This window comes from Immundisolibacter sp. (assembly GCF_050250495.1).
In the GTDB taxonomy this organism is placed as follows: domain Bacteria; phylum Pseudomonadota; class Gammaproteobacteria; order Immundisolibacterales; family Immundisolibacteraceae; genus Immundisolibacter.
This window is the reverse complement of record NZ_JBFWOM010000002.1, coordinates 187372-212301: the sequence shown is the minus strand read 5'-3', so window position 1 is coordinate 212301 and position 24930 is coordinate 187372. Positions and strand designations below refer to the sequence as shown.

Genomic DNA, 24930 nt, shown 5'->3' with positions numbered 1-24930 from the left:
GGGCAGCACCCAGGCTGCCCTCGAACGGCCGCGCTTACTTGCGCGGGCTCATCACCATCACCATCTGGCGGCCTTCGAGCCGCGGGTACTGCTCGACCACCGCCACACCCTTGAGGTCGTCCTCAAGGCGCTGCAACAACTCGCGGCCCAGCTCCTGGTGCGCCATTTCGCGACCGCGAAAGCGCAGCGTGATCTTGGCCTTGTCGCCTTCCTCGAAGAACCGCAGCAGGTTGCGCAACTTGACCTGGTAGTCGCCGTCGTCGGTCTGGGGCCGGAACTTGACCTCCTTGACCTGGATCTGCTTCTGATTCCGCTTGGCGACCTGCTGCTTCTTGCTCTCCGTGTACAGGAACTTGCCGAAGTCCATGACGCGGCACACCGGCGGGTCGGCGGTAGGGGATATCTCCACCAGGTCGAGCCCTGCCTCGTCGGCCGCTTGCAGTGCCTGCAGGCGACTGACCACGCCGACCTGCTCGCCCTCGGCTCCGATCAGACGTACCGACGGGGCGGAAATTTCCCCGTTGACGCGGAGTTTTTTCTCTTTCGCGATGTCTCAGCACTCCATAACGCTAATGGCCGCGGTTTGCGGCTTCGGCGGCAAGCGCATCCGCCACCTCTGCCAGCGGCCGGCTGCCCTTGTCCTCGCCCGAGCGCGTACGCACGGCCACAGACAAATCAGCGCATTCCCTCTCGCCGACGACCAGCAAGTAAGGAACGCGCTGAAGGGTATGCTCGCGGATTTTATAGCCGATCTTCTCGTTCCTCAAGTCGGCCTGCACGCGAAGGCCGCGCTGGCGCAGCGTGTCGGCGACCTGCGTGGCGTAATCGGCGTGCGCGTCGGTGATGTTGAGCACCACCGCCTGCGTCGGCGCCAGCCACAGCGGTAGCGTGCCGGAGTAGTGCTCGATCAGGATGCCGATGAAGCGCTCCAGCGAGCCCACGATGGCGCGGTGCAGCATCACCGGGTGCTGGCGCTGGCTGTGCTCGTCCACGTACTCGGCACCCAGGCGCTCGGGCATCATGAAGTCCACCTGCATGGTGCCGAGCTGCCAGGCGCGGCCGATGGCGTCCTTGAGGTGGTACTCGATCTTCGGGCCGTAGAAGGCGCCCTCGCCGGGCAATTCCTCCCAGGCCACGCCGCAGGCGGACAGCGCCGCGCGCAGGGCGGCTTCCGCCTTGTCCCACACGGCGTCTTCACCAAGACGCTTTTCCGGCCGCAGCGCGATCTTGACCGCGATGTCGGTGAAACCGAAGTCGGCGTACACGGCTAGCGCCTGGCGATGAAACGCCGTCACCTCGACTTCGATCTGCTCCGGCGTGCAGAAGATGTGCCCATCGTCCTGCGTGAAGGCGCGCACACGCATGATGCCGTGCAGCGCCCCGGACGGCTCGTTGCGGTGGCAGCCGCCGAACTCGCCGTAGCGGATCGGCAGTTCGCGGTAACTGTGCAGGCCGGACTTGAAGATCTGCACGTGGCCCGGGCAGTTCATCGGTTTGAGCGCGTAGTCGCGCTTTTCCGACTCGGTGAAGAACATGTTCTCCTGGTAGTTGTCCCAGTGGCCCGACGCCTTCCACAGGGACACGTCCAGAATCTGCGGGCAGCGCACCTCCTGGTAGCCGGAGCGCTGGTACACCGCGCGCATGTACTGCTCCACGGTCTGCCACAGCGCCCAGCCCTTGGGGTGCCAGAACACCATGCCGGGGGCTTCGTCCTGCTGGTGGAACAGGTGCTGTTGGCGGCCGATGCGGCGGTGGTCGCGCTTCTCGGCCTCCTCCAGCTGGTGCAGGTAGGCGTCAAGGTCTTCCTTCTTCGCCCAGGCGGTGCCGTAGATGCGCTGCAACATCTCGTTGCGCGAATCGCCACGCCAGTAGGCGCCCGCCACGCGCATCAGCTTGAACACCTTGAGCTTGCCGGTGGACGGCACGTGCGGGCCGCGGCACAGATCGATGAAATCGCCCTCGCGGTACAGCGACACGTCCTCGCCCTGCGGAATGGCGGCGATCAGCTCGGCCTTGTACTTCTCGCCCTGGCTCTCGAAGAACCGCACCGCCTCGTCGCGCGCCCACACCTCGCGGCTGACCGGGATGTCGCGTTTGGCGAGTTCCGCCATGCGTTTTTCCATAGCGGTGAGATCGTCCGGCGTGAACGGCCGGCTGTAGGCAAAGTCGTAGTAGAAGCCGTTGTCGATGACGGGACCGATCGTCACCTGCGCCTGCGGGAACAGCTCTTTCACGGCGTAGGCCAGCAGATGCGCGGTCGAGTGGCGGATGATTTCGACGCCGTCCGCGTCGCGCTCGGTGACGATGGCGAGCTCGGCGTCGGCGTCGATCACATGGGACGTATCGACCAGCCGGCCGTCCACCTTGCCGGCCAGCGCCGCGCGTGCGAGTCCGGCGCCGATGTCGCCCGCCACCGTCGCCACGCTGACCGGCTGCGGGTAGCTGCGGATGGAGCCGTCGGGCAGGCGAATGTCGGGCACAGGGCCTCCGGATCGGAATAACGAACGCCCCGCATCGGGAGCGAGATGAACAGGCCGCGCGGCACGCTGGCGCCGCGGGGCGCGCAGATTACCATGCACCATCGGCGCCCCTTTCGCCCGCAAACCGACCGCAGGACCCGCTATGACCGACGCGCAGGCCAACCTCGACCGCTTCAACGCCATGGCCGCCGAATGGGACGACAACCCGATGCGCGCCGGCATCGCCCGCGCCGTGGCGGCGGCGATCGCGGACACGCTGCCGCTGCGTGCGGACATGCAGGCGCTGGAATACGGCTGCGGCACGGGCCTGGTGAGTGTGCTGCTGGCGCCGCGGCTTGGCCACATCGTGGCCGCCGATGTGGCGGCGGCCATGCTGGACGTGCTCGACGCCAAGTGCCACGCAGCGGGTCTCGCGCACATCGAGACCCGCCGCCTCGACCTCACCGCGGACCCGCTGCCGGCCGAGCGCTTCGACATCATCTTCAGCAGCATGACGCTGCACCACATCGAGGACGTGCCGGCCGTACTGCAAAGCCTGGCTGGCCTGCTCAAACCGGGTGGCTGGCTGGCGCTCGCCGATCTCGATCGCGAGGACGGCGGCTTTCACGGCGGGCCGATGCCGGGCGTGTTTCACCTGGGCTTCGAGCGCGCGTGGGTGATGGACCGTCTGCGCACTCTCGGGCTCGCCGACGTGGCCGCTGGCACCGCCCACACGGTGCACAGGGCCGCGCCCGGTGGCGACGCCGCGTACCCGATATTCCTGATCAGCGCACGCCGGCCCGTTTGAGGCGCCGCTGCCGCCAGTAGCGCCACAGGCCGAGCAGGCTGATGGCGAGCCAGAAGATCTCGATGATGACCGACGACAGGTTGAAGTTGACGGTCAGCGACACCAGCAGCAGCACGGCGCCCACGGCGTTGCAGGCGGAGAAGGCCGGCCCCTGGCTGTCGAGCCTGCCGAGCTGCAAACCGAGATACGCACCCAGTACCAGCAGCACGCCTACATTGCCGACCGCGTCGGCCCAGGTGTAAGTCACGGGTTTTCCTTTGGATCGAGCCGGCGGCGCAGATGCTCGCCCAGCACACTGATGGCGTAAATGACCGCCACCAGCGCCGCGCCCGGCAGCAGCAGGTAATGGGGCGCGACCAGCAGGTAGCGCGCGCCCTCGCGGATCAGACCGCCCCAAGACGCCTGCGGCGGCTGCACACCGAGCCCGAGAAACGACAGGCCCGCCTCGGCGGTGATCGCGCCGGCGCCGGCCAATACAGCCTCCACCAGCAGCGGCGCCGCCAGCAGCGGCAGCAGATGCCGGCCGAGAATGCGCGCGTGCCCGCAGCCGAGTGCGATCGCGGCCGCCACATGATCGCTGCGGCGCAGCGACAGCACCTGCGCGCGGGTGAGGCGCGCGAAGCCCACCCAGCCGACGGCGACGAGCGCGATCACCACATTGTCGATGCCGGGCCCTAGCAAGCCTGCCAGCAGCAGCGCCAGCAGCAGGCCCGGGAAGGCCAGCGTGAGATCCGTCGCCGCGCGCAGCATGCGATCAGCCGCGCCGCCAAGATAGCCGCCGACGAGTCCGGCGCCGACGCCGAGCAGCGCCTGTCCCGCCACCACCAGCATCATCACTTCGAGCGACACCCGCGCGCCGGCCAGCAGGCGATCGAGCAGCGGCCGGCCGAGTTCGTCGCAGCCCAGCCACGCGCCGGGCGCCAGGGCGGGTGGCGCCAGGACGCGTTCGAGCTGCACCGCATCCGGTGCCAGCGGCAGCCACGGCGCGAGCACCGACAGCGCCAGCCACAGGCCGAGCACGGCCACGGCGCCCTTCACGGCCGGCGCACGCGCGGGTCGATCCAGCCGTAGGCAAGATCGGTGAGGCCGTTCACCAGCACGTAAATCAAGGCAATCAGCAGCACGCAGCCCTGCAGCAGCGGGTAGTCGCGGGCGTTGATTGCCTCGACCGTGAGCGCGCCGACGCCGGGCCAGGCGAACACGGTCTCGGCGATCACCGCCCCACCGAGCAGCGCGCCAAGTTGCAGGCCGAACAGCGTCGTCACCGGCAGGAGCGCGTTGCGCACGCCGTGCTTCCACAAGACCTGCGAAGGCGTAAGGCCCTTGGCGCGGGCGGTGCGCACGTGCTCGGCGGCGAGCGTTTCGGTGAGATTGGCGGCCAGTTGTCGTGCGAGCCCGGCAGCAAGGCCGAGCGCCAGCGTGAGCGCCGGCAGCGCCAGCGAGTCAATCCCCGCCCGCCCGGCCACCGGCAGCCAGCCCAGATGCACCGCGAACAGCAGCACCAGCAGCGGCCCGAACCAGAAACCCGGCAGCGCCAGCGCCAGCAGCGTGAGCGCAGCGGCGAGCCGCCCGCCCAGCGCGTCCCGCCGCACCGCCATCAGCACGCCGAGCGGCAGTGCCAGCGCCACCGCCAGCGCGAGTGCGGCGGCGGTGAGTTCCAGCGTGGCCGGCAGGCGCGCGGCGATGAGGTCCGTCACCGGCGCGTGGTGGCGCAGTGATTCGCCAAGATCGAGCCTGACCAGCGCGCCGAGGTACTCGCCAAGCTGCGCCGGCAGCGGCCGATCGAGGCCGAGACTCGCACGCAGCGCGGCGCGATCGGCGCCGCTCGCCCGTTCGCCGAGCAGCACCTCGACCGGATCGCCGGGCAGCACGCGCACCAGCAGGAACACCGTCACCAGCACCGCCAGCACGGTGCCTGCGGTGGTGGCCAGACGCCGCAGCGGATTCACTCCGTCAGATCCACCGGCGTGCCGGCGGGCGTGAGGTCGTACAGGCGTAGCAGGTCGGCGTTGCGCATGCGCACGCAGCCCTTCGAGCCCGGCACGCCAAGCTCGGTGCTGTCCGGTGTGCCGTGGATGTAGATGTAACGGCGCTGCGTGTCGACCGTGCCGAGGCGATTGCGCCCCGGCTCGCAGCCGCACAGCCACAGGATGCGCGTCAGGATCCAGTCGCGCCCCGGGTGCGCGGCGGCGAGCTGCGGGCTGTACACCTCGCCGGTCCAGCGCCGGCCAACGAATACGGCGCCGACCGGCGCCCCGGCGCCGATGCGGGCGCGGATGCGGTGCAGGCCGCGCGGGGTTTGAAAGCTGCCCATCTGTTCGCCGACGCCGGCCGCGCCCGTGGACACGGGCGCTTCCAGCAGCACGCGGCCGTGGTCGCGCAGCGTCAGCCACTGGCGGGCAAGGTCAATGCGGATGTCGGGCATCGGGCGGGTCGGTTCGGTCCAGGGCGTCCCAGGCGCCGTCCGGGCGCAGCGCGTAGCCGCGCACGCCGGCACGCACGGCGGCGACATTATCCTCGTACCACAGCGGCACATAGGGCAGCTTGGCGTGGATGCGCCGCTGCGCGTCCTGGTACAGCGCGGTTTGCCGGGGGGGCACGGCGCCTGTCGCGGCGTCGAGCAGCGCATCGACCGTGGGATCGGCAAAGCGCCCGCGGTTGGCGCCGGCCGGCGGCACGGATGCGCTGTGGAAGAGCTGCCGCAGCACGTCCGGCTGCGTCACGCCCACCCAGGCGAGCGAGTACATCTGGAACCGCCCGCCGCGCACGGCGTCGAAAAAGCTGCCCCATTCGGTGCTCTGCACGCGCACGCGGATGCCGACCGCGGCGAGCTGCGCCTGCAGCGCCGTGGCGATGCGCACGCGCAGCGGGTCGGTGGAGGTCCGGTAGGTGAGGCGCGGGTTTTCGATGCCGGCCTCGGCAAGCAGCCGCCGCGCGAGGTCCGGGTCGTGCCGGTATTCGGGCAGCTCGGCGGCGGCGTAATGTCCCGGCGGCAGTACGCTGCCGGCCGGCCGCGCCGCGCCGCCCAGCAGGTGCCGAAACAGCGCTTCGCGATCGATGCCGTGCGCCACCGCGCGGCGCAGGCGCAGGTCGCCCGTCAGCGGATCGGCCAGGTTGAAGCCGAGGTAGTGGTAGCTGCTGCCGGGCGCGCGCAGCACGGACACGGCGGATTGCTGTTCGAGATATGCCACCAGTTCCGGCGGCAGGTCGTTCTGCAGCAGGTCGAGCTCGCCACGCAGCAGCTTCAGCACCCGCGTGGTGGGGTCCGGCACCAGCAGGAATTCCACCGCAAGGCCGTCGCGACGGCGCGTGAGTACCACCCGGTCGGCGGCGAGCGATTCGAGCGCGAAGGGCCCGCTGCCGTCGTAATGACATGGCCGCCCTTCATCCGACGCCGGGCGGGCGCAGCGCGCGGGCACGATGCCCTGCGTGAGGCGCGCCGGGAACAGCGGATCGGCGGCGCTGAGCGTGAAATCGACGGTGCCGTCATCGACCGCCGTCACCGCTGCAAGGGGCCCAAGCTCACCCCGCAGCGGCGAGGCGGCGCCGGCATCGAGCACTGCGCGGTACGTCGCCGCGACATCGGCAGCCGTCAGCGGTGCGCCATCCGCAAAGCGCGGCCGCGGCGCGCGCAGCGTGAAGCGCCAGTGCAGCGCGTCGAGCTGCCGCCAGTCCGCCGCCGCCGGCTGCGGCCGGTAGGCGGCGTCGAGCTCCACCAGGCGCGAATACAACAGCCGGCCGATGCGCGCGGAGGCGGCGTCCGCGGCGCGGCGCGGATCGACATCCAGCACCGGCTGCGCCAGGCCCACGCGCAACACAGTCTGTGGCGTCTCCTGCCGCGCGCAGGCCGCCAGCATGCACGCGCCGAACAGCGCGACGCACCGCCACGCGCCGCGTTGACGCCCCGGCTGGCGGGCCGCCATCATGCCGATCGCTGCCCCCGCCAAGCGCGCTACGAGGAGACCCATGAGCACCATCCGTGAGACCGCCGAATCGCTCGGCGTGGACCGCATCCGCCGCCACATTTTCCTGTGTGCCGACGCCAGCGAGGCCAAGTGCTGCGCCCGCGAGGTCGGCCTCGAATCGTGGAATTTCCTCAAAAAGCGCCTCAACGAGCTCAAGCTCACCGGCGACGGCGGCGTGTACCGCAGCAAGGCCGGGTGCCTGCGCATCTGCGAGCAGGGGCCGGTGGCGGTGGTCTACCCGGAAGGCGCCTGGTACCACTCCTGCTCGCCGCAGGTGCTGGAGACGATTATCCAGGAGCACCTGGTCGGCGGCCGCGTGGTCGAGGAAAACCTCATCATCGAACACAAGCTGCCGGACTGACGCGCCCATGCCCGAGCCGCTCGCGTTCGAGATCATTCCGGTCACGCCGCTGCAGCAGAACTGCACGTTGTTGATGTGCACGGCCACCGGCGCCGCGGCGCTGGTCGATCCGGGCGGCGACGTGGCGGACATCGTCGCCGCCGTGGACCGGCACGGCGCGCGGGTGGAAAAGATTTTTCTCACCCACGGGCATCTGGACCACGTCGGCGGTACGCCGGTGCTGAAGGAGCACTACGGCGTGCCGGTGGAAGGCCCACACCGGGATGACGCGTTCTGGATCGACGGCCTGCCCATGCAGGCGCAGATGTTCGGCTTTCCGCCGCTGCCGGCTTTCACGCCGGACCGCTGGCTCGCGGGCGGCGACACGGTGCGCTTCGGCGCGGTGGAACTCGCCGTGCGGCACTGCCCCGGCCACACGCCGGGGCACGTGGTGTTCTTTCACGAACCGAGCCGCCTCGCGCTGGTGGGCGACGTGCTGTTCGCGGGCTCCATCGGTCGAACGGACCTGCCGCGCGGCAACCATGCGGACCTGCTGCGCGCCATTCGCGAGCAGCTGTGGCCGCTCGGCAACGACGTGCGCTTCGTGCCCGGCCACGGGCCGATGTCCACCTTCGGCGCCGAACGGCGCGGCAATCCATTCGTCGCGGATGCGTTGTTGGGGCGGGGTTGAGGCCGTCGGCACGCCAGCCATCCGCCGGCGTGTCCGCGCGCGGGTCAGGATCACATCGTCGCGAGGCGCCGTTGAGTCGTGAAACTCGCCTGATCGCCGTTCTCGGCGTACTGCTGGTGCTGCTGACGGTGTCCGGCCTCGACCCTCACGACCGCCTCACCTGGCTCATGGAGGTCGCGCCCATCCTGATCGCCTTGCCGGTGCTGCTGGCGACCTGGCGCCGCTTTCCGCTGACCTCGTTGCTGTACGCGCTGCTGTTCGTGCACGCGGCCATCCTCATGGCGGGCGCGGCGTACACCTACGCCCGCGTGCCGTTCGGGTTCTGGCTCCAAGACCTGTTCGAGCTGGCCCGCAATCCCTACGACAAGATCGGCCACTTCGCGCAGGGATTTGTGCCGGCGCTGGTGGCGCGCGAGATCCTGCTGCGTGGGCACTACGTTCGCACGCGGAGGATGCTGGGCTTTCTTGTGCTGTGCGTGGTGCTGGCGATCAGCGCGAGCTACGAACTCATCGAATGGCTGGCGGCGGTGCTGCTGGGGCAGGGCGCGGATGCCTTTCTCGGCACCCAGGGCGACCCGTGGGACACGCAATCCGACATGGCCTTCGCGCTGGTGGGGGCGGCGTGTGCGCTCGTCGGCCTGTCGCGCCTGCACGACCGGCAGCTCGAACACGTGGGACAACCCCCCGCGCCATCACAGGCGGACTCCCGGCACCCACGCTGACGTCATTGCCGCCCGAGCGCGCTTTGGGCGCCGAATGGCGAGCTGCGCACAGCCCGTGCACAGCGCCTTGACCGCCCGGTCGGCGGGCGGAATGATGGGGGCAGGCCCGCCGCTACACGGATGCTCCGGCTCGCCATTCATTCATCAAAAACGCAGTCCGGCGAGGAGAAACCCCCATGCACGATTTACTGATCCACGGCGGCAGCGTCGTCGACGGCACCGGCGCCCCCGCGCGGCACGCGGACGTGGCCATTCAGGGCGATCGCATCGCCGCCATCGGCGACAACCTCGGCGCGGCGCGCGACACGCTGGACGCCAGCGGCCTTGTGGTGTCGCCGGGCTTCATCGACCCGCACACGCATTACGACGCGCAGTGGTGCTGGGACCCGCTGCTCAGCAGCAGCGCCTGGCACGGCGTCACCTCGGTCGTGATGGGCAACTGCGGGGTCGGCATTGCGCCCTGCCGGCCGGCGGCGCGCGACATCGCCATGATGGATCTGGTCAACGTCGAGGCCATGCCGGCCGACGTGCTGCGCGCCGGCATCCGCTGGCAGTGGGAGACGTTTCGCGAGTTCATGGCGGCGGTGAGCGGCGGCGGGGTCGGGCTCAACGTCGGCTTTCTGCTGCCGCTGGCGGCGCTGCGCCACTACGTGATGGGCGAGGACTCCGGCGCGCGCGGCGCCAATGCCGCCGAGATCGCGCAGATGGCGGCGCACCTTCGGGACGCCATGCAGGCCGGCGCGCTCGGTTTCAGCACCACGGTGCTGGCGCAGCACATCGGCCACGGTGGCAAGCCGCTCGCGGCGCGTCTGGCGAGCCGGGATGAACTGAAGGCCCTGTGCCACGTGCTGCGCGCCTTGGGCCGCGGCACCATCCAGATCGCCATGGGCGGCGTCGGTGGCGCGCTCAACGCCGAGCAACAAGACCTGCTGCGGTTTTTGCTGGAGGAAAGCCAGCGCCCGCTGACCTGGACCTTTTTGCTGGTGCCGGTCGGCAATCCCGAGCGGGCGCTCCAGACGCTGGAGGAAACCGACTGGCTGACGCAGATGGGCGCGGTGCCGCAGGTGTCCTGCCGGCCGTTCCTGACGCAGCTCGAACTCGGCAATCCGTTCATCTTTGCCGACCGCAAGACCTTCGGGCCCTTGTTCAACACCGGGCCCGAGCGCCTCGCCGCCGCCTACCGCGACCGGGCGTTTCGCGACACGCTGCGGGCGGAGCTGCTGCAACCGGGCGCGTTCCAGAGCGACTGGACGCGGCTCGAAGTGCAGCAGGTGGAGGATGCCGCGCTGCGCCCGCTGGTCGGCCGCACGGTGGCCCAGATCGCCGCCGAGCGCGGTCAGGACGGGCTCGATACCTTCCTCGACATCGCGCTCGCCGACAAGCTCGCGGCGCGCTTCCTGTACACCATCTCCAACATCGATCTCGATGTCGTCGCGAAGATCATCAACGACCCGCGCACGCTGATCGGCGCGTCGGACGGCGGCGCGCACGTGGACCAGATCTGCGACGTCGGCTACGCCACCTGGCTGCTCGGCACCTGGGTGCGGGAGCGCGGCGCGATGACGCTCGAACGCGCCGTGCAGCGCCTCACCGCCGACCCGGCGCGGGTGTTCGGTATCGCCGAGCGCGGCCGGCTGGCGGCGGGCTACAAGGCCGACATCGCCATGTTCGATCCCGCGACGGTGGGTTCGGACCGCCTGGCGCGGGCGGTGTTCGACCTGCCGGGCGGCGCGCGGCGCCTCGTGTCGGACGCGCGCGGCATTGCCGCCACGGTGGTCAACGGCCGGGTGCTGATGCGCGCCGGCGATGCCGGCAGCACGCGCGTCGGCGCGCAGCTGCAGGCCGCCTGAGGCGTGCTGGCGCTTGGCCTGACCGAAACGCTGGCGCTCGCCGCGCTGGCGGTGGCGGCAGGCCAGGGGCTGCGGCGCACGCTGCCGGTGCTGGCGCGTTACGACCTGCCGGCGCCGGTGCTGGGCGGGCTGCTGGTGGCGCTCGCGGTGAGCCTGTTGCGGCGGGACGGGCAGGATGTGGTGCGCTTCGACACCACGTTGCAGGCGCCGCTGATGATCGCGTTCTTCACCACCGTCGGCTTTGGCGCCAGCCTGCGCCTGCTGCGCGTGGGCGGCGTGCAGGTGGCGTGGTTCCTCGGCATCGCCACCGTGGCCGCGCTGGCGCAGAACCTGCTCGGCGCAGGCCTCGCCACGGCCATGGGTCTGCCGCCGCTGCTCGGCGTGCTGGCCGGTTCGGTCACGCTTACCGGCGGGCCGGCCACGGGGCTGGCGTTCGCGCCGCTGTTCGAGCAGGCCGGCGTCAGCGGCGCGACGGTCATTGCCGTATCGGCGGCCATGACCGGCATCGTCATGGGCGGGCTGTTCGGCGGACCCGTGGCCGGACGCATCATCGCCCGGCGCGGCTTGCGCTCGGCGGGTGCGCGTGCGGCGGTGGCGCCGGTGCCGGGCGGGTCCGCGCACGCCACCGACACCGGCGCCGCGCTGCTGCGGGCGGTGATCCTGATCCTGCTCGCCATGTGGCTCGGCGGCTACCTGTCGCGCGGCTTCTCGTCGCTCGGCGTCACGCTGCCGGCCTACATCGGCGCCATGCTGGCGGCGGCGGTGCTGCGCAATCTCGGCGACCGCCAGCCTCTGCTGCACGTGCCGATCCAGGCGGTGGAGGACGTCGGCGCCGTGGCGCTGTCGCTGTTCATCGCCATGGCGCTGATGACGCTGAAACTGTGGGAGCTGGTCGATCTCGCCCTGCCGCTGCTGGTGCTGCTGACCGCGCAGGCGCTGCTGCTGGTGGGGCTGTGCCGGCTGGTGTTCCGGCTCATGGGCGGTGATTTCGACGCCGCCGTGATGGCCGGCGGCTTTTACGGCTTCATGATGGGCACCACGGCCAACGCGGTCGCCAACATGCAGACGCTGACCGACCGCTACGGCCCGGCGCCGCGGGCGTTTCTGGTGGTGCCCTTGGTCGGCGCGTTTTTCATCGACTTCGTGAACGCGCTGCTGATCACGGTGTTCCTGAACGTGCTCGGCTGACGGCCACCGCCGATCACCCCTGGGCCTGCCCGCATTCCCGGCAGAACCGCCCGTGCACGTGCGTGGCCTTGCCACAGTGCGCGCACGGCGCGAACTGCCCGTAGCCGCAGGCCGGGCAGAACGCGCTGCCCGGCGGCAGCGCAAGACCACAGTCCTGACACTGGCCGCGGGCGATGCGCCGGGCGAGCAGCTTGTCGCGCGCGAACAGCTTGTTCTGCACCACGTAAATCAGCGCGAGGCTGCCGCCAACGGCGAGCGCGATGGCGAGGTAGTTCCACAGCGCGACCAGGTGCAGCGACTCCAGCAGCGCGATCAGGTGCCGCAGGAAACGCCGCGGCAGGATGTCGTACACCAGTTGCAGCAGCCGGCACAGCGCCGGGATGAACGCCACCACCAGCAGGTGCGCCGACACCAGCGTCTGCACCGGCCGCGCGCGGCGGATGCTGGCGGCGTTCCAGAACCAGAACACGCCCAGCAGTGGCGCCAGGAACAGCGCCTCCCAGCCCACACGCCGCGCCGGGTACCAGGTGTCGAGCGCGCGCAGATCGGCGCGCAGGCGCTCGCGGTCGGCCGGCTGCACGGCGTCGATGCGCTGCCACAGCGCCTGCACGCGTGGTTGCTGTTCGATGCCGGCTTCGATCTGCGTGAGGCGGCCGGTGGCCTCGTCGAGCGCGGCGGTCTTGGCCTTGATGTCCTGGCCCAGCTGACCCGTTTGTGCCGGCGCGCCTTCCTTGGCAATCTTCTCCAGCAGCGCCGTGTCGTAGTTGCCCTTGAGACGCTCGGTCTGCGTGCGAAGGTCTGCGCCCTGTCGGCGCAGCGCGCGCGCATCGTCGAACTGCTGGGCGAGCGCGGCGTCCGCCAGCACGACGTCGAGCGCGTTCACGACGGGCGCGCAGACGGGGTGTGGCAGCTCCCTGGAGTCCGCCATCTGCCATGTGGACCGCGCCACGTGCGCGGCCACCACATCGCCGAGCTGTTCGAGCCGTCCGGCGGGCGTCCATTGCCGGTCGAGCACGATGTCGCGACAGCGCATCGGCACCGCCTCTTCGGGCTGCGTGAGCTGCGCCGTGTGGCGGGCGAGCCCGTCGAAGATCGAGCTCAGCACGAAGGCATCGAGCAGCAGCACGATGAGCAGCGCCGCGCGGCTGAGCGGCTGGCGGTTCAGTTGCGTCAGATGCCCGCGCATAGAGCCCAGATAGCGGCGCAGCTGCATGGTTGATCCTCCCGTTTGATGGCGACCCGCAGCGCCGAGCGGCTGCGGCCGATGCGCATGCTAGACCGTCGGCTGGTTCAAACCTTATGCGGGCTGCCTGCGCCGTACACTGCTCGGCAGGGGATGTTGTTGGGGGGCGACGCGATGATTTACCTGCGCTACTACTTTGCAAACGTGCTGACCGCGGTCGGCATCGGCGGATTTTTGCTGGGCGGCGGTTACGTCTGGCTTGGCGCCGCCACCATCCTGGCGGTCCTGTTCGGCGACCTGCTGCTCGGGCGCGACCAGCGGCCGCGCGAAGGGGAGCCTTCGCCGCTGGCCGACCTGCCGCTGTACCTGCATGTGCCGCTGACGGTGGGCCTGTATCTGGCCATGGCCTGGCGGGTGGGGCAGGGTCTGGGCGCGCACAGCGCGGTCGGCCTCGCCGCGATACTCGCCGGCGGCATGCTGACGCTAGGCTGGTTGTCCGCCATCCCGAACGTGCCGGTGGCCCATGAGCTCGGCCACCGGCAGGGAGCGCTTCCGCAGTTTCTGGCCGATCTGCTGGCCGTGTTCTTTGGCGATCCGAGCCGCTGGGTGAGCCACAACCTCGGCCACCACATCAAGGTGTCGACCGCCGACGACACCGACACGCCGCGGCGCGGCGAGACGGTCTACCGCTTCGTGTGGCGCGCCACGACCGGTGCGCTGCATGAAGCCCTCGCCGCCGAGCGGACACGCCTTGAGCGCAGCGAACGCGGCCAGTGGTCGGTGCGCCATCGTCTGGTGCGCGGAATGCTCATGGCTGCGGCCGCGGCCTTACCGGTCGTGGCCCTTGGCGGCTTCGGTGCGCTGGCGCTGGCCGTGGCCGGCGTGGTGGTGGCCAAGGTCATTACCGAGGGGCTCAATTACCTCCAGCACTACGGCCTGATCCGCATCCCCGGCACCCCGGTGGAAGATCGTCACGCCTGGAATCACCTGTGGACCGTGACGCGTGCGGTGGCGGTGGAGATCACCACCCACTCGCAACATCACCAGAACAGCGACGTGACGTTCACGCGCCTGGAGCCGCGCACCAACGCGCCGCAGATGCCGGGCGCCGCGCTGTGTTTTGTGGCCGCGTTCATGCCGCCACTGTGGGAGCGTTACATCGCAAAACCGCGGCTGCGTGACTGGGATCTGCACCAGGCCAACGCCGCCGAGCAAGCCCTGGCGCGTGCGGCCAACCGGCTGGCCGGCTGGCCCGACTGGCTGGCGTAGGGCTGATCGGGCTCGCGCCGCCGCTCACTCGGCCAGCGCTTCCAGCACCGCGGCGGGCGTCAGCACCGTTGGCAGCAGGCGCGGCGTGCCGCCGGGCGGGTAGTACACGTACAGCGGCACGCCGCTGCGGCCGAAGCCGGCCAGTGCCTGCGTGATGGCGGGGTCGTAGCGCGTCCAGTCGGCTTCAAGCGCGGCGACGCCAAGCGCCGCAAAGCGCCCCGCGACCGCGTCCGTGTCGAGCGCCACCTGCTTGTTCACCTGACAGCTGATGCACCAGGCGGCGGTGAAGTCGACAAACACCGGCCGGCCTTCGGCGCGCAGTTCATCCACGCGCTGCGCCGACCAGGGCTGCCAGTCGATGCGCGCGGTTGCCGTTGCGTCTCGGGCCGGCGTCGCTGCCATCGCCGCTGGCCGCATGGCGGCGGCAAAGCCGAGCACCGCCGCCACGCCAAGCCCGACCAGCACCACAGCGCCCGGCAGCCAGCGCCGCTGCGGCCCGCGCTGCAAGTGCCCGGCTCCCCAGGCCGCAAAGCCGACGCCAAGCGCCGCCAGCAGCAGCAGGCCGACCGCGTCCACACCCGACTGCCGACCGAGCACCCATGTGAGCCACACCGCCGTCGCGAACAGTGGAAACGCGAGCCCCTGGCGCAGCGTCACCATCCACGCGCCCGGCCGCGGCAGGCGCGCCAGCAGGCCCGGCATCTGCGCCAGCAGCAGGTACGGCGCCGCCATGCCGAGCCCGAGCGCGGTGAAGATGGCAAGCGCCTCGGCGGCCGGGCGGGCCAACGCAAAGCCGAGCGCCGCGCCCATGAACGGCGCCGTGCAGGGCGTCGCCACCAGCACCGCCAGCACGCCGGTCAGGAACGAGCCCGGATAGCCGGCCGGCTGCGGCGCGCTGCCGGCGAGACGCGACAGCCCGAGTCCCACCTCGAACGCGCCCATCAGGTTCAGCCCCACCGCCGTCAGCAGCAGCGCCATGGCGGCGACGAAGCCCGGCGACTGCAACTGAAAGCCCCAGCCGACGCCGCCGCCGGCCGCGCGCAGCGCGAGCAGCAGCCCCGCCAGCAGCCAGAAACTCGCGAGCACGCCAGCAAGGAACGCTAACCCGTGCCGCCGCACGCGGCCGGGATCGCCGTGCGCGAGCTGGATGAAGCTCAGCACCTTCACCGACAGCACCGGGAACACGCACGGCATCAGGTTAAGGATCAGCCCGCCGAGCACGGCGAGGCCGGCGGCGAGCGCGAGGCCCACGCCGGCCGTGGTCTTGCCCGGCGACGACACGGGCTCCCCCGTCGGTGGGGCGGCGTCGAGCACCCGCACCGGCACGTCGACCGCGAGCGCCGGCACCTGCCCCGCTGCGTCCCAGCCGCGCGGGTCGACCAGCACGCCGGTCAGGCGCTCGACGGGTGCCTTGCCCGCCGTGAGCGTGAGGCGCAGCCGATCGCCGACGCGCTCCAGCGTCTGCCCGGCCGAGTGTTTGAACTGGCCCTCGCGGTCCGGGAAGAACTGCGCCCCGCTGCTGTCCCGCGCGGCCGGCCAGTCGAGATAGACGTGGGTTCCGAACCGCGCCGCGTTAACCGGCACAGGTAGCTGACGCGGCAGGCGCGCGCGGGCGGCGGCGATGGCGCGCTGCCCGGCGGGGTCAGGCTCGGCCCGGTCCAGCACCGGCAGGTCGAGCGCGAGTTCCGCCTGCTCGGGCAGGCACAGATCCTTGCAGACGAGGTAGTGCACCGTGCCGCGCAGGCCGACCGTGCCGGACGGGTGCACGGGCGGTGTCACCGTCACCGGCAGCAGCACGGCGTCTTCGTAGCCGTAGGTCACCACCGGCGGTGCGGACACCTGCTTGGGATATGGCCACTCGATGGCGCCCGCCGCAAAGCCGGCCGGCAACTGCCAGTCGATGCGCGGTGCCTGGCCGGAATCGCCGGGGTTCTGCCAGTAGATGTGCCAGCCGCGGTCGAGTTCGAAGCGCACGCCGAGCGCAAACGGCTGCCCCGGCAGCACGCCGCGCATGTCGGCCAGCAGCGCAACGCGAGCGTGCGGCGGCTCCTGGGCGGGCGCGAGCGCGGGCAGCAGCAGGCCCAGTGGCAGGCCCAGCAGCGCAAGCCAGGCGTGGACGAGTCGGCGGATCACGCGATCACCATGGTCTCGGGTGAGAGTTGTGGGAGGCCCGCCCACGGGCCGAAGCGGGCGGGCATTCGCGCAGGTGGCGGCGCTCCCACAGGAACGCTGCGCTCAGCGATCCACATGGCCAAGGTCGCGCCCGGGCGCCACGCAGTCGCGCACGCGTTGCTTGAGTTCCTTGATGTCCGGAAAGCGCCCCTCGGCGGCGCGCGACCAGACAAGCTGGTTGTCGACCGCGACGTCGAACACGCCGCCGCGGCCGGGGCGCAGCGCAACTTCGGCGAGCTCGTCCTCGAAGCTCGACAGCAGCTCCTGCGCCATCCAGGCGGCGCGCAGCAGCCAGTGGCACTGGGTGCAGTAGGTGATGGCGACGCGGTGCGTCATGGGGTTCCGCTCCGCGCGGTTGGGTTCGTGAAAGCGCTGTTGAGCCGGATGCCGGCAACGGCCCGATAATGGCCGCACTTCGTCGCCGACCAGGACATCTCGTGACCACTGCAAGCAGCCATCGCACGCCGATTCTGGCGGTGTTTTGCGACTTCGAGAACGTGGCGCTCGGCGTGCGCGACGCCAAGTATGACCAGTTCGACATCCGCCGGGTTCTGGAGCGCCTGCTGCTGAAAGGCCCGATCGTGGTCAAGAAGGCCTACTGCGACTGGGAGCGCTACAAGAAATTCAAGCCGGCCATGCACGAGGCGGCGTTCGAGATGATCGAAATTCCGCACCTGCGCATGTCCGGCAAGAACTCGGCCGACATCCGCCTGGTCGTGGACGCGCTCGACCTGTGCTACACCAAAAGTCATGTCAACACCTTCGTGATCGTGTCAGGCGATTCGGACTTCTCGCCGCTGGTGTCCAAGCTGCGCGAGAACAACAAGGAGGTCATCGGCGTCGGCGTGGCGAGTTCCACGTCCGACCTGCTGATCGCCAACTGCGACGAGTTCATCTACTACGACGACCTGGTGCGCGCCGATCCGGTCAAGAAACCGGCGCGCCGACGCAGCACCAAGCCCAAGGCGGAGCCCGCCAAGCCCGAGGCAGCGAAGGTAGAGCCGGCCGCGCCCATTGCCGCCGAAGCCACCGCCGACACGCTGGCCGAGGAGCCGAAGCGCAAGTCCCGCTCGCGCGGCGGGCGGCGCAAGCGTGGTGAAGCCGCGGCGGAGGTCGGCGAGAGCACGCTTGAAGCGGGGATCGCTCCCGATGCCGGCACCGACCTTGCGGCCGACGCGCCGGCCGAGCCCGAATCGCCCGCCGCGGATGGTGACGAACCGGCCATCGGCCGCGCCGACAAGGGTCTGCGGCTGATCATGGAAACCATCGCCGCGCTGGTCGAGGACCGCGGCGAGGAACAGAAAATCTGGGGCTCGATGGTCAAGCAGACGCTGCGCCGGCGCCGGCCGGGCTTCAACGAGCGCTTTCACGGTTTCCGCGGTTTCAACGAGATGCTGGAGGAAGCCGCGGCGCGCGGCTGGCTGACCCTTGAGCGCGACAGCAAGTCCGGCGGCTACATACTGCACCCGGTCGAGGGCGGTTACGTGCCGTTGCCGGTCGAGGACGAGGACGCCGACGAAGCGGGCGTCGAGGCGGTGCTGGAGTGACGCCCTGGCGGGCCGATCGGCTAGGCCCGGTCGTGCCGCGCCATCTCAGGCAGCAAGTTTCACGCTGACCGCGAGATCGCCGATCAGGTGCGTCATGAAACCTGAGCCCGGCGCGCGGATGGCGGCCAGATAATCCTGCGCTGCCGCGTGGTCCACATTGTCCGCCAGCACCAGCGCATTGTCGGCGAGGCACGGTTCGAGCAGGCGAAGCAGCGGCAGATACAGGCTCTTCCAGCCGTCGAGCAGCAGCAGGTCGATCGGCCCCGGCAGGTCGGCCAGCGTGTGCAGGGCGTCGCCTTCCAGCAGCGTCACGCATTCGGCTACGCCGGCTTCGGCGAGATTGGCGCGCAACGCCCGGCACTTGTCCGGGTGCGCCTCGGTGGTGACGAGATGCCCGCCGCCGTCGCGCGCGGCGGCCGCCAGATACAGCGTGCTCACGCCATACGAGGCGCCAAACTCCACCAGCTGCCGTGCCCGCGTGGCGCGCGCCAGCAGATACAGCAGCCGGCCTTCGTCCGGCGACACGGCCAGATAAAACTCCCCCGTGCGCACCAGGCCCTCGTCGTTCGGCAGCCGGCCGGCGGCCTGCGCGGCGCGGCGCGCCGTCCAGCGGTCGGCATCGTGCGCCGCTTCCTCATGCAGGCGCTCCAGCACGGCGGCGAGGCGGGGTTCCTGCAAGGTCATGGTTGCCTCCTCGATGAGAGCGGACAGCGCGGCGGTCATGGCGCGCCTTCGAGTACCGCCCGGTCGCGCGTCACCGCCTGCACGATGAAATCGTTGAACGCCTTGATGCGCGCCGTGTTGCGCAGGTCGGGGTGCGTCAGCAGCCACAGATCCAACGCCATGTCGTCGCCGAGGTTGAACAGCCGCCGCAGCCGCGGGCTCTGGTCGCCGACGTAGGTGGGCAGTGCCGCCAGACCCAGCCCCGCGCACGCCGCCTCGCGCTGCACCAGCAGGTTGTTGCTGAGAAACACGATCTCGCCGTCGCGGGCGAGTTCCCGCGCCCAGCCGAACGACAGGCCGGCGACCACCTGGTCCGAAAACGCGATGAAGCGGTGGCCGGGCAGCTGCGTCACCGATGCCGGCACGCCGTATCGCTGCGCGTAGGCGTCCGACGCATAAAGCGCCCAACGCAGCCGCGCGAGCTTGCGCGCGATCAGGTGTTCCGGCGGCCGCAGGCCCGGCCGGATGGCCACGTCCGCCTCGCGCTTGCTGAGGTCGTAGACCTGATAGCCCACCACGAGTTCGACCACGATCTCCGGGTAGCGCTCGCAGAAATCGACGATGGCGCGTGTGAGGTACGCGTCCGCGACCGCCTCGGTGGTGGTCACGCGCACGCTGCCGCGCAGCTGCACCTCGCGGCCGACGATGTGGCGCTCAATGTCCGCGATGTCGGCTTCCACCCGCCGCGCCGACTCCAGCATGTCCTCGCCCGCCGCCGTCAGCACGTAGCCGCGCGGCAGGCGCTCGAACAGGCGGACGTTCAGGTCGTCCTCGATGGCGTTCAGGCGCCGGAACACCGTGGAGTGATTCACGTGCAGCTGCCGAGCAGCGCCAGCGAGGCTGCCGTGATCGGCGATGGCGAGAAAAATCCGCACGTCGTCCCAGTTCATGGAGATTGCATTTATGCAAATAGATTTTGTCGGAATCTGGAATTTACTTTCGAATATTCAAAATTCATAGTGGCGCCCATGCTGGCTTGCCTGCCAGCTTTCCATCCCGCCCATGGAGGGCCATGCCATGACGACTCCCCGTGATTTCAACACCCTCGGCGTGCTGGGCACGCTGCTGATCGCCGCCTCCGTGGTGGTTCTGCTGGCGCCGCTGGCGCTGCCGGCCGCCGGCGCGCAGGTCGAGCTACGTACCTTCGTGCTGCAGCTGTTGGGGACCGTGAGTTTGCTGAGCCGTGCCCTGTGGGCGCTGGTCTCGGCGAGTGAACAGACCGCCCGGGCCCCGGCCGCGGCACGTAAGACTAGCTCCGGCAATACGGCGCGCACGGCGGTGCATCAGCCGACCGGTGTCGCCGGCGCCGCGGCCTGAGCAGGCCGGAGCCCATTGCCCGTCGGCGGCGACTGTCGCCGGCGGGCATTCTTCAATAAGGCCCCGGCGGCCCTTACAGGCGCGGCAACAGCGCCGGCGCCAGCAGCACGTAGAGCACCGTCGTCACGGTCAGTGACGCGGTGAACAGCTCAGAGTCGAGCTTGAAACGCTCGCTGATGGCGATGCCCACCGCCACCGACGGCGCCACGGCCACCAGCATGGTGGCGGTGGCGAGTTCGCCCGACAGGCCGACCAGAGGCACGGCGAGCAGCCCCGCGGCAAGCCCGAGCCCGAGGCGAATCACCAGCACCGGCGCCAGCACGTCAAGGCGCGTGAGCCCGCGCAGCGTGAACGTGCTGCCAACCACGAACAGCAGCATCGGCACCGTGGCCTGACCCAGCACCACGAAGGTCTGCACCAGGCCGCGCGGCAGTGCGATGCCGCTGGTGTTGACCGCGAGCGCGGCCACGGTGGCCCAGAACGGCGGCATGCGCAGCACCACGAGCGCACTGCGCCAGCCGACCGCCGCGCCACCGAACCACGCCGCCAGCGCCACGCCAAGCGACCAGAACACCACCACCGTCGCGAACATGTCGTACAGCAGCGGCACACGCGCGGCCGATGGCCCGAGTAGCGAATCGACCACCGGCAGCGCGGCGCCAAGACCATTGCCGAATGCCGCCGCCAGAATCGCCGCGCCGGCCTGCGGACGCGTCAGCCGGCCCGCCCGCAGCATGGCACCGAATACCAGAAGACTCGCGCCGAGGCCCACCGCGATCACCAGTAATCCCGCCAGCGGCACGCGCAGCAGCGTCCGGTCCGGATGCGCGGTGAGAAATACGCCAAGAATCATCGCCGGGGCCAGCAGATTCACCACCAGCGTGTTCAGAACTTGCCGCACTTGACCGATCGGGATGCCGCCCGGTTGCAGATGTCGCCACGCCGTACCAACGGCGAGGATCAGAATCATGGGCAGCAGGCGCTCGTACATTGGTCACCGCTCGACAGGTCCAGCGACGCTGACCTAAATATGGATTCCCGAGATCGGGCGCGTGCGCGCCGGTGAGTCTTGCAATCGCTGCAGCGCGCAGCGCCTAGATGGCTTCGATCGAAATGCCATCCTGCGGCAGGTTGCGACGGACTTCCTCGGCCTTGGCACGGCTGGAGAACGTGAGCGCCATGTCGATCCACGGCACCCAGCACACCGGCTCGGCGCTGTTCAGGTACGACTCGCGGTCCGTAGTAAGCCGCTCACGCTCGAAGATCTCGCCGCTTTCCCGATCCAGAAACTTGCCTTTGGAAAGCGTCTTCTTGGTCTGTTTGACGATCAGATAGGGCATGGCTGACCAGATTGATAGTTCCCGACTGAGAAACAATAGCGGCACAGTGCGAGAAGGGTTTGCGAGTTTGGTCGAGAATCCATTACCGCACACGATGCGCCGGAAGCGGTTTTCCTTTTCATGTTCACGCAACCAGTGCTTTGCCGCCTCGAGAATGCGCATCCGCATCGCTCTGTCCCGGATACGAACGGGGAAAGCTATGGAATTCGACGGACCGCGCCCGCGAAGTCTAGCACCCGGCCGCCGCTGTGCCGCCCCGGAACCGGCCACGGCGGCGGTCCCAGCCCTTTGCCGGCGGTGGACTAGAATGCCGGGCCGACCTGCCCGAGACAGACATCATGACCCGCAACCGCAGTGTCTTCCTGCTCGCCCTGGCAGTGCTGTTGAATGGACGAGCCGCCGCCGTCGAGCCCGCCGCGACTGCGAGCACAACGGCTGCGGCCGACGTCGATCCGGTCCGCGCGCTGCGCGCGCTGCAACGTGAACACGACGCACTCGTGGCGCAGCAGCCAGCGCTGCAGGAGTCGGTTGCCAAAGCCGCCGCGCTGGCGGACCAGAATCGGCAGCTCGATCAGCAGCTGCAGAACGTGCAGGCCCAGCTCGACGGGCTGCGCGAGGAGAACGCCGGCCTGCGCACCGACGAGCGGCGCCGGTGGTTCGTCAACGGCGCGGCGGTGCTGGGCTGCGGCCTGCTGTTGGGTTTGCTGTTGCCGTTGCTGCGCGGGCGACGGCGTCGCGGTTACGGCGGGTTTCGCTGATCCCGGGCGGCTAGGCGCCCACCCCACCCTCTGCTAAGGTACCGGCGCCGCCGAAGCGCGGCGTCCTCCAACACGATTTTCCCAATGGCCGCGAGCCCCCCGTTTCGGCTCAAGGGCAGCCTGGTCACGCTGTCCATCCTGAAGCCGCTCAGTACCGATTTGTCCGAAATCGAGGCCGGTCTCGCGGCGCGGGTGGCGCAGGCGCCGGCCTTGTTCGACCGGGCGCCGCTGCTGATCGATCTGGCCGACCTCACAGACCCGGCGGCGCTCGACCTGCCGGGCCTTCGCGCGCTGATCGCCGGCCTCGGCTTCGTGCCGGTGGCGGTGCGAGGCGGCGGCGATGCGTTGGCGACCGAAGCCGCGGCGCTGGGCTTGGGCGTGCTCGGCGAGGCGCGGCTGCCGGTGGATGCCGAGCCCGCCCCGCCGCCGGCCCCGGACGAGCCACCGCTGAGCGCGGCAGACATTGCGGAAGCGACCCCCGGCAGTCCGCCTGAGCCCGCGCCGACGCGGCTCGTGACGCAGCCGGTGCGCTCGGGCCAGCAGGTGTACTCGCGCGGCGATCTGATCGTCATGGCGCCGGTCAGCCCGGGTGCCGAGCTGCTGGCGGAAGGCCACATCCACGTCTACGGCCCGCTGCGCGGGCGGGCGCTGGCGGGGCTGCGTGGCGACACCACGGCGCGCATCTACTGCCGCGCGCTTGATGCGGAACTGGTCGCCGTGGCCGGCTGTTTTCAGGTGGCGGACGACATTGACCCTGCGCTGCGTGGCCGGCCGGCGCAGGTTTATCTCAGCGGCGAAGACCTGGTGACTGCCGCGCTGTAGGCGGCTACACCGGGCATACGAGGAGCACTCTTTTGGCACGCATCATCGTCACCACCTCAGGCAAGGGCGGGGTCGGCAAGACCACCACCAGCGCCGCGTTCGGCACCGGCCTGGCGCTGCGCGGGCACAAGACCGTGCTGATCGACTTCGACGTCGGGCTGCGCAATCTCGACCTCATCATGGGCGTCGAGCGGCGCGTGGTGTACGACTTCGTGAATGTCATCCACGGCGAGGCGCAGCTGAATCAGGCGCTGATCCGCGACAAGCGCGTGGAGGGCCTGGCCATCCTCGCCGCGTCCCAGACGCGCGACAAGGACGCGCTCACGCTGGAGGGCGTCGGCCGCGTGCTGGACGATCTTGCCAAGGAGTTCGACTATATCCTGTGCGACTCGCCGGCCGGCATCGAAAAGGGCGCGCATCTGGCCATGTACTTCGCCGACGAGGCGCTGGTGGTGACCAACCCGGAAGTCTCGTCGGTGCGAGATTCGGACCGCATCCTGGGACTGCTGTCCAGCAAGACGCGGGCGGCGGAACAAGGCGGCCGCGTGCGCGAGCACCTGATCGTGACGCGCTACTCGCCAAAGCGCGTCGGCAAGGGCGAGATGCTGTCGCTCGACGACGTCGGCGACATCCTCGGCATTCCGCTGCTCGGCGTGATTCCGGAATCGCCGACCGTGCTCGCGGCGTCGAACGCCGGCACGCCTGTGATTCTGGAGCAGGCCAGCGACGCGGCGCAGGCGTACAGCGACACGGTGGCGCGGTTTCTTGGCGAGGAAAAGCCGCTGCGCTTCATCACCGAGGAGCGCGGCATCCTGCGGCGGCTGTTCGGAGCGCGCGCATGAGGATCATCGAATTCCTGCGCAGCAGCCGCAAAAGCAGCGCCTCCACGGCCAAGGAGCGCCTGCAGATCGTGGTCGCCCACCAGCGGCGCGAGCAGTCGCGCCCGGCCTATTTCGCCAATTTGCAGCGCGATCTGCTGGAAGTGGTGCGCCGCTACGTGACGGTGGAGGACAGCGCGGTCAAGGTGGACGTGGACCACCAGGGCGACTGCGACATCCTGGAACTCAACATCACGCTGCCGGACCAGCCGGCCGCCAGCGCCCGCGGCTGAGCGGGCCGTCAGCCGCCGGCGGCCAGCGCCGGCACGCCGAACGCGGCGTGCAGCCATAGCGCCACGTGATCGGCGATCGGGCCTTGCGCGGCGGCGGTAGGGTGGATGCCGTCGTCCTGGAACAGGTCCGGCGCGTGCGCGATCGGTTCCAGCAGGAAGTCGAGCAGCGGCACGCCAGCGTCGGCGGCGACTTTCCTGAACATGTCGCGGAACTGGCGCGTGTAGACGGGGCCAAAGTTCGGCGGAATCTGCATGCCGATGAGGCCCACCCGCGCGCCGGCCTGTTCGGCGGCGTCGATCATGGCGCGCAGGTTGTCGGCGGTGGCGGCGAGCGGCTGACCGCGCAGCGCGTCGTTGGCACCAAGCTCGATCAGTACCAGCGCCGGGCGCTCGCGTTGCAGCAGCGCCGGCAGGCGCGCCCGGCCACCGGCGCTGGTGTCGCCGCTGATGGCCGCGTTGACCACGGACCAGTCCGGCGCGCGCTCGGCCATGCGCCCGGCCAGCAACGCCGGCCAGGCGGCACCGTTCGGCAATCCATAGCCCGCCGACAGGCTGTCGCCGATCACCAGAATCGAACCCGCCGGCGGCGCGCTGGCCGCCCGCAGGCCGCCAGCCAGCAACAGGAGCAGCACGCAAGTGATACGTGCCCAGGGAGTCGCCAAGTG

The 24930-nt window shown here is 70.2% G+C and carries 27 protein-coding genes and 1 pseudogene; 13 read left to right on the top strand and 15 right to left on the bottom strand.

What is annotated here, in order from left to right:
• Positions 1-34 precede the first annotated feature (34 nt).
• Positions 35-550: a translation initiation factor IF-3 gene (infC, locus tag AB7F93_RS02950; RefSeq protein ID WP_428301468.1), complete on the bottom strand. Its 516-nt coding sequence runs from the start codon at positions 548-550 to the stop codon at positions 35-37.
• A gap of 19 nt (positions 551-569) precedes the next feature.
• Positions 570-2480, bottom strand: coding sequence for a threonine--tRNA ligase (gene thrS, locus AB7F93_RS02945; RefSeq protein WP_428301391.1), 1911 nt, complete (start codon positions 2478-2480; stop codon positions 570-572).
• Between the two features lie 142 nt (positions 2481-2622).
• On the opposite strand from thrS, the gene AB7F93_RS02940 reads away from it, so the two are divergent.
• The gene (locus AB7F93_RS02940; protein ID WP_428301390.1) at positions 2623-3267 is read left to right on the top strand and encodes a class I SAM-dependent methyltransferase; all 645 of its coding nucleotides are present in this window, start codon (positions 2623-2625) and stop codon (positions 3265-3267) included.
• On the opposite strand, the gene AB7F93_RS02935 is transcribed toward AB7F93_RS02940, so the two are convergent.
• From AB7F93_RS02935 to AB7F93_RS02915, 5 genes are read right to left on the bottom strand one after another with little or no spacing between them, the layout of a single operon-like run.
• Complete coding sequence (locus AB7F93_RS02935; protein ID WP_428301389.1) at positions 3245-3514, bottom strand: CBU_0592 family membrane protein; 270 nt, start codon at positions 3512-3514, stop codon at positions 3245-3247. The two genes, AB7F93_RS02940 and AB7F93_RS02935, sit on opposite strands and share 23 nt — an antisense overlap.
• Positions 3511-4305 (bottom strand): ABC transporter permease, encoded by a 795-nt coding sequence (locus AB7F93_RS02930; RefSeq protein ID WP_428301388.1) that lies wholly within the window; start codon positions 4303-4305, stop codon positions 3511-3513. The genes AB7F93_RS02935 and AB7F93_RS02930 overlap by 4 nt, the downstream gene beginning before the upstream one ends.
• Entirely contained in the window at positions 4302-5216 is a 915-nt protein-coding gene (locus AB7F93_RS02925; protein WP_428301387.1) for an ABC transporter permease, read from the bottom strand. The genes AB7F93_RS02930 and AB7F93_RS02925 overlap by 4 nt, the downstream gene beginning before the upstream one ends.
• Positions 5213-5692, bottom strand: a complete 480-nt coding sequence (locus tag AB7F93_RS02920; RefSeq protein WP_428301386.1) for a L,D-transpeptidase family protein — start codon at positions 5690-5692, stop codon at positions 5213-5215. Before AB7F93_RS02920 ends, AB7F93_RS02925 begins: the two co-directional genes overlap by 4 nt.
• Complete coding sequence (locus AB7F93_RS02915; RefSeq protein ID WP_428301385.1) at positions 5673-7235, bottom strand: ABC transporter substrate-binding protein; 1563 nt, start codon at positions 7233-7235, stop codon at positions 5673-5675. The genes AB7F93_RS02920 and AB7F93_RS02915 overlap by 20 nt, the downstream gene beginning before the upstream one ends.
• On the opposite strand from AB7F93_RS02915, the gene AB7F93_RS02910 reads away from it, so the two are divergent.
• From AB7F93_RS02910 to gltS, 5 genes are all read left to right on the top strand, one after another.
• Positions 7234-7593: a (2Fe-2S) ferredoxin domain-containing protein gene (locus AB7F93_RS02910; protein ID WP_428301384.1), complete on the top strand. Its 360-nt coding sequence runs from the start codon at positions 7234-7236 to the stop codon at positions 7591-7593. The genes AB7F93_RS02915 and AB7F93_RS02910 overlap by 2 nt on opposite strands.
• A 7-nt stretch (positions 7594-7600) precedes the next feature.
• Positions 7601-8263: an MBL fold metallo-hydrolase gene (locus AB7F93_RS02905; RefSeq protein ID WP_428301383.1), complete on the top strand. Its 663-nt coding sequence runs from the start codon at positions 7601-7603 to the stop codon at positions 8261-8263.
• Between the two features lie 71 nt (positions 8264-8334).
• A complete protein-coding gene (locus AB7F93_RS02900; RefSeq protein WP_428301382.1) occupies positions 8335-8985 on the top strand; it encodes a DUF2238 domain-containing protein in 651 nt (216 codons plus the stop codon).
• A 176-nt stretch (positions 8986-9161) separates the two neighbouring features.
• Positions 9162-10835: an N-acyl-D-amino-acid deacylase family protein gene (locus AB7F93_RS02895; RefSeq protein WP_428301381.1), complete on the top strand. Its 1674-nt coding sequence runs from the start codon at positions 9162-9164 to the stop codon at positions 10833-10835.
• Positions 10836-10838: 3 nt separating this feature from the next.
• Entirely contained in the window at positions 10839-12023 is a 1185-nt protein-coding gene (gene gltS, locus AB7F93_RS02890) for a sodium/glutamate symporter (RefSeq protein WP_428301380.1), read from the top strand.
• 13 nt (positions 12024-12036) lie between these two features.
• On the opposite strand, the gene AB7F93_RS02885 is transcribed toward gltS, so the two are convergent.
• The gene (locus AB7F93_RS02885) at positions 12037-13236 is read right to left on the bottom strand and encodes a double zinc ribbon domain-containing protein (protein WP_428301379.1); all 1200 of its coding nucleotides are present in this window, start codon (positions 13234-13236) and stop codon (positions 12037-12039) included.
• Between the two features lie 144 nt (positions 13237-13380).
• On the opposite strand from AB7F93_RS02885, the gene AB7F93_RS02880 reads away from it, so the two are divergent.
• Entirely contained in the window at positions 13381-14475 is a 1095-nt protein-coding gene (locus AB7F93_RS02880; protein WP_428301378.1) for a fatty acid desaturase, read from the top strand.
• Between the two features lie 24 nt (positions 14476-14499).
• On the opposite strand, the gene AB7F93_RS02875 is transcribed toward AB7F93_RS02880, so the two are convergent.
• Together AB7F93_RS02875 and AB7F93_RS02870 are read right to left on the bottom strand one after the other, a co-directional pair.
• Positions 14500-16608 carry a protein-disulfide reductase DsbD family protein gene (locus tag AB7F93_RS02875; protein WP_428301377.1) on the bottom strand — a complete coding sequence of 703 codons (2109 nt, stop codon included), beginning with the start codon at positions 16606-16608 and terminating at the stop codon, positions 14500-14502.
• A 102-nt stretch (positions 16609-16710) separates the two neighbouring features.
• Positions 16711-16983 (bottom strand): SelT/SelW/SelH family protein, encoded by a 273-nt coding sequence (locus tag AB7F93_RS02870; RefSeq protein ID WP_428301376.1) that lies wholly within the window; start codon positions 16981-16983, stop codon positions 16711-16713.
• A 68-nt stretch (positions 16984-17051) separates the two neighbouring features.
• Here AB7F93_RS02870 and AB7F93_RS02865 point away from each other — a divergent pair.
• Positions 17052-17564 (top strand): annotated as a pseudogene (locus tag AB7F93_RS02865) (NYN domain-containing protein); the annotation flags it as partial.
• A gap of 675 nt (positions 17565-18239) precedes the next feature.
• Here AB7F93_RS02865 and AB7F93_RS02860 read toward each other — a convergent pair.
• Both AB7F93_RS02860 and AB7F93_RS02855 read right to left on the bottom strand, forming a co-directional pair.
• Entirely contained in the window at positions 18240-18878 is a 639-nt protein-coding gene (locus tag AB7F93_RS02860; protein ID WP_428301375.1) for an O-methyltransferase, read from the bottom strand.
• Between the two features lie 35 nt (positions 18879-18913).
• Complete coding sequence (locus tag AB7F93_RS02855) at positions 18914-19807, bottom strand: LysR family transcriptional regulator (protein ID WP_428301374.1); 894 nt, start codon at positions 19805-19807, stop codon at positions 18914-18916.
• Positions 19808-19934: 127 nt separating this feature from the next.
• On the opposite strand from AB7F93_RS02855, the gene AB7F93_RS02850 reads away from it, so the two are divergent.
• The gene (locus AB7F93_RS02850) at positions 19935-20234 is read left to right on the top strand and encodes a hypothetical protein (protein ID WP_428301373.1); all 300 of its coding nucleotides are present in this window, start codon (positions 19935-19937) and stop codon (positions 20232-20234) included.
• Between the two features lie 73 nt (positions 20235-20307).
• On the opposite strand, the gene AB7F93_RS02845 is transcribed toward AB7F93_RS02850, so the two are convergent.
• Positions 20308-21225 carry an AEC family transporter gene (locus AB7F93_RS02845; RefSeq protein WP_428301372.1) on the bottom strand — a complete coding sequence of 306 codons (918 nt, stop codon included), beginning with the start codon at positions 21223-21225 and terminating at the stop codon, positions 20308-20310.
• A 103-nt stretch (positions 21226-21328) separates the two neighbouring features.
• Entirely contained in the window at positions 21329-21736 is a 408-nt protein-coding gene (locus tag AB7F93_RS02840) for a hypothetical protein (RefSeq protein ID WP_428301371.1), read from the bottom strand.
• Positions 21737-21912: 176 nt separating this feature from the next.
• Between AB7F93_RS02840 and AB7F93_RS02835 the strand changes: the two genes are divergently transcribed.
• From AB7F93_RS02835 to minE, 4 genes are all read left to right on the top strand, one after another.
• On the top strand, positions 21913-22332 hold the full coding sequence (locus tag AB7F93_RS02835) for a TIGR04211 family SH3 domain-containing protein (RefSeq protein ID WP_428301370.1): 420 nt from the start codon (positions 21913-21915) through the stop codon (positions 22330-22332).
• Between the two features lie 84 nt (positions 22333-22416).
• Positions 22417-23154 (top strand): septum site-determining protein MinC, encoded by a 738-nt coding sequence (minC, locus tag AB7F93_RS02830; protein ID WP_428301369.1) that lies wholly within the window; start codon positions 22417-22419, stop codon positions 23152-23154.
• A gap of 32 nt (positions 23155-23186) precedes the next feature.
• Positions 23187-23996 (top strand): septum site-determining protein MinD, encoded by an 810-nt coding sequence (gene minD / locus AB7F93_RS02825; protein WP_428301368.1) that lies wholly within the window; start codon positions 23187-23189, stop codon positions 23994-23996.
• Positions 23993-24265, top strand: a complete 273-nt coding sequence (gene minE / locus AB7F93_RS02820; RefSeq protein ID WP_428301367.1) for a cell division topological specificity factor MinE — start codon at positions 23993-23995, stop codon at positions 24263-24265. Before minD ends, minE begins: the two co-directional genes overlap by 4 nt.
• Positions 24266-24273: 8 nt before the next feature.
• Here minE and AB7F93_RS02815 read toward each other — a convergent pair whose 3' ends face one another.
• Positions 24274-24897 carry an arylesterase gene (locus AB7F93_RS02815; protein ID WP_428301366.1) on the bottom strand — a complete coding sequence of 208 codons (624 nt, stop codon included), beginning with the start codon at positions 24895-24897 and terminating at the stop codon, positions 24274-24276.
• Positions 24898-24930: the final 33 nt, after the last annotated feature.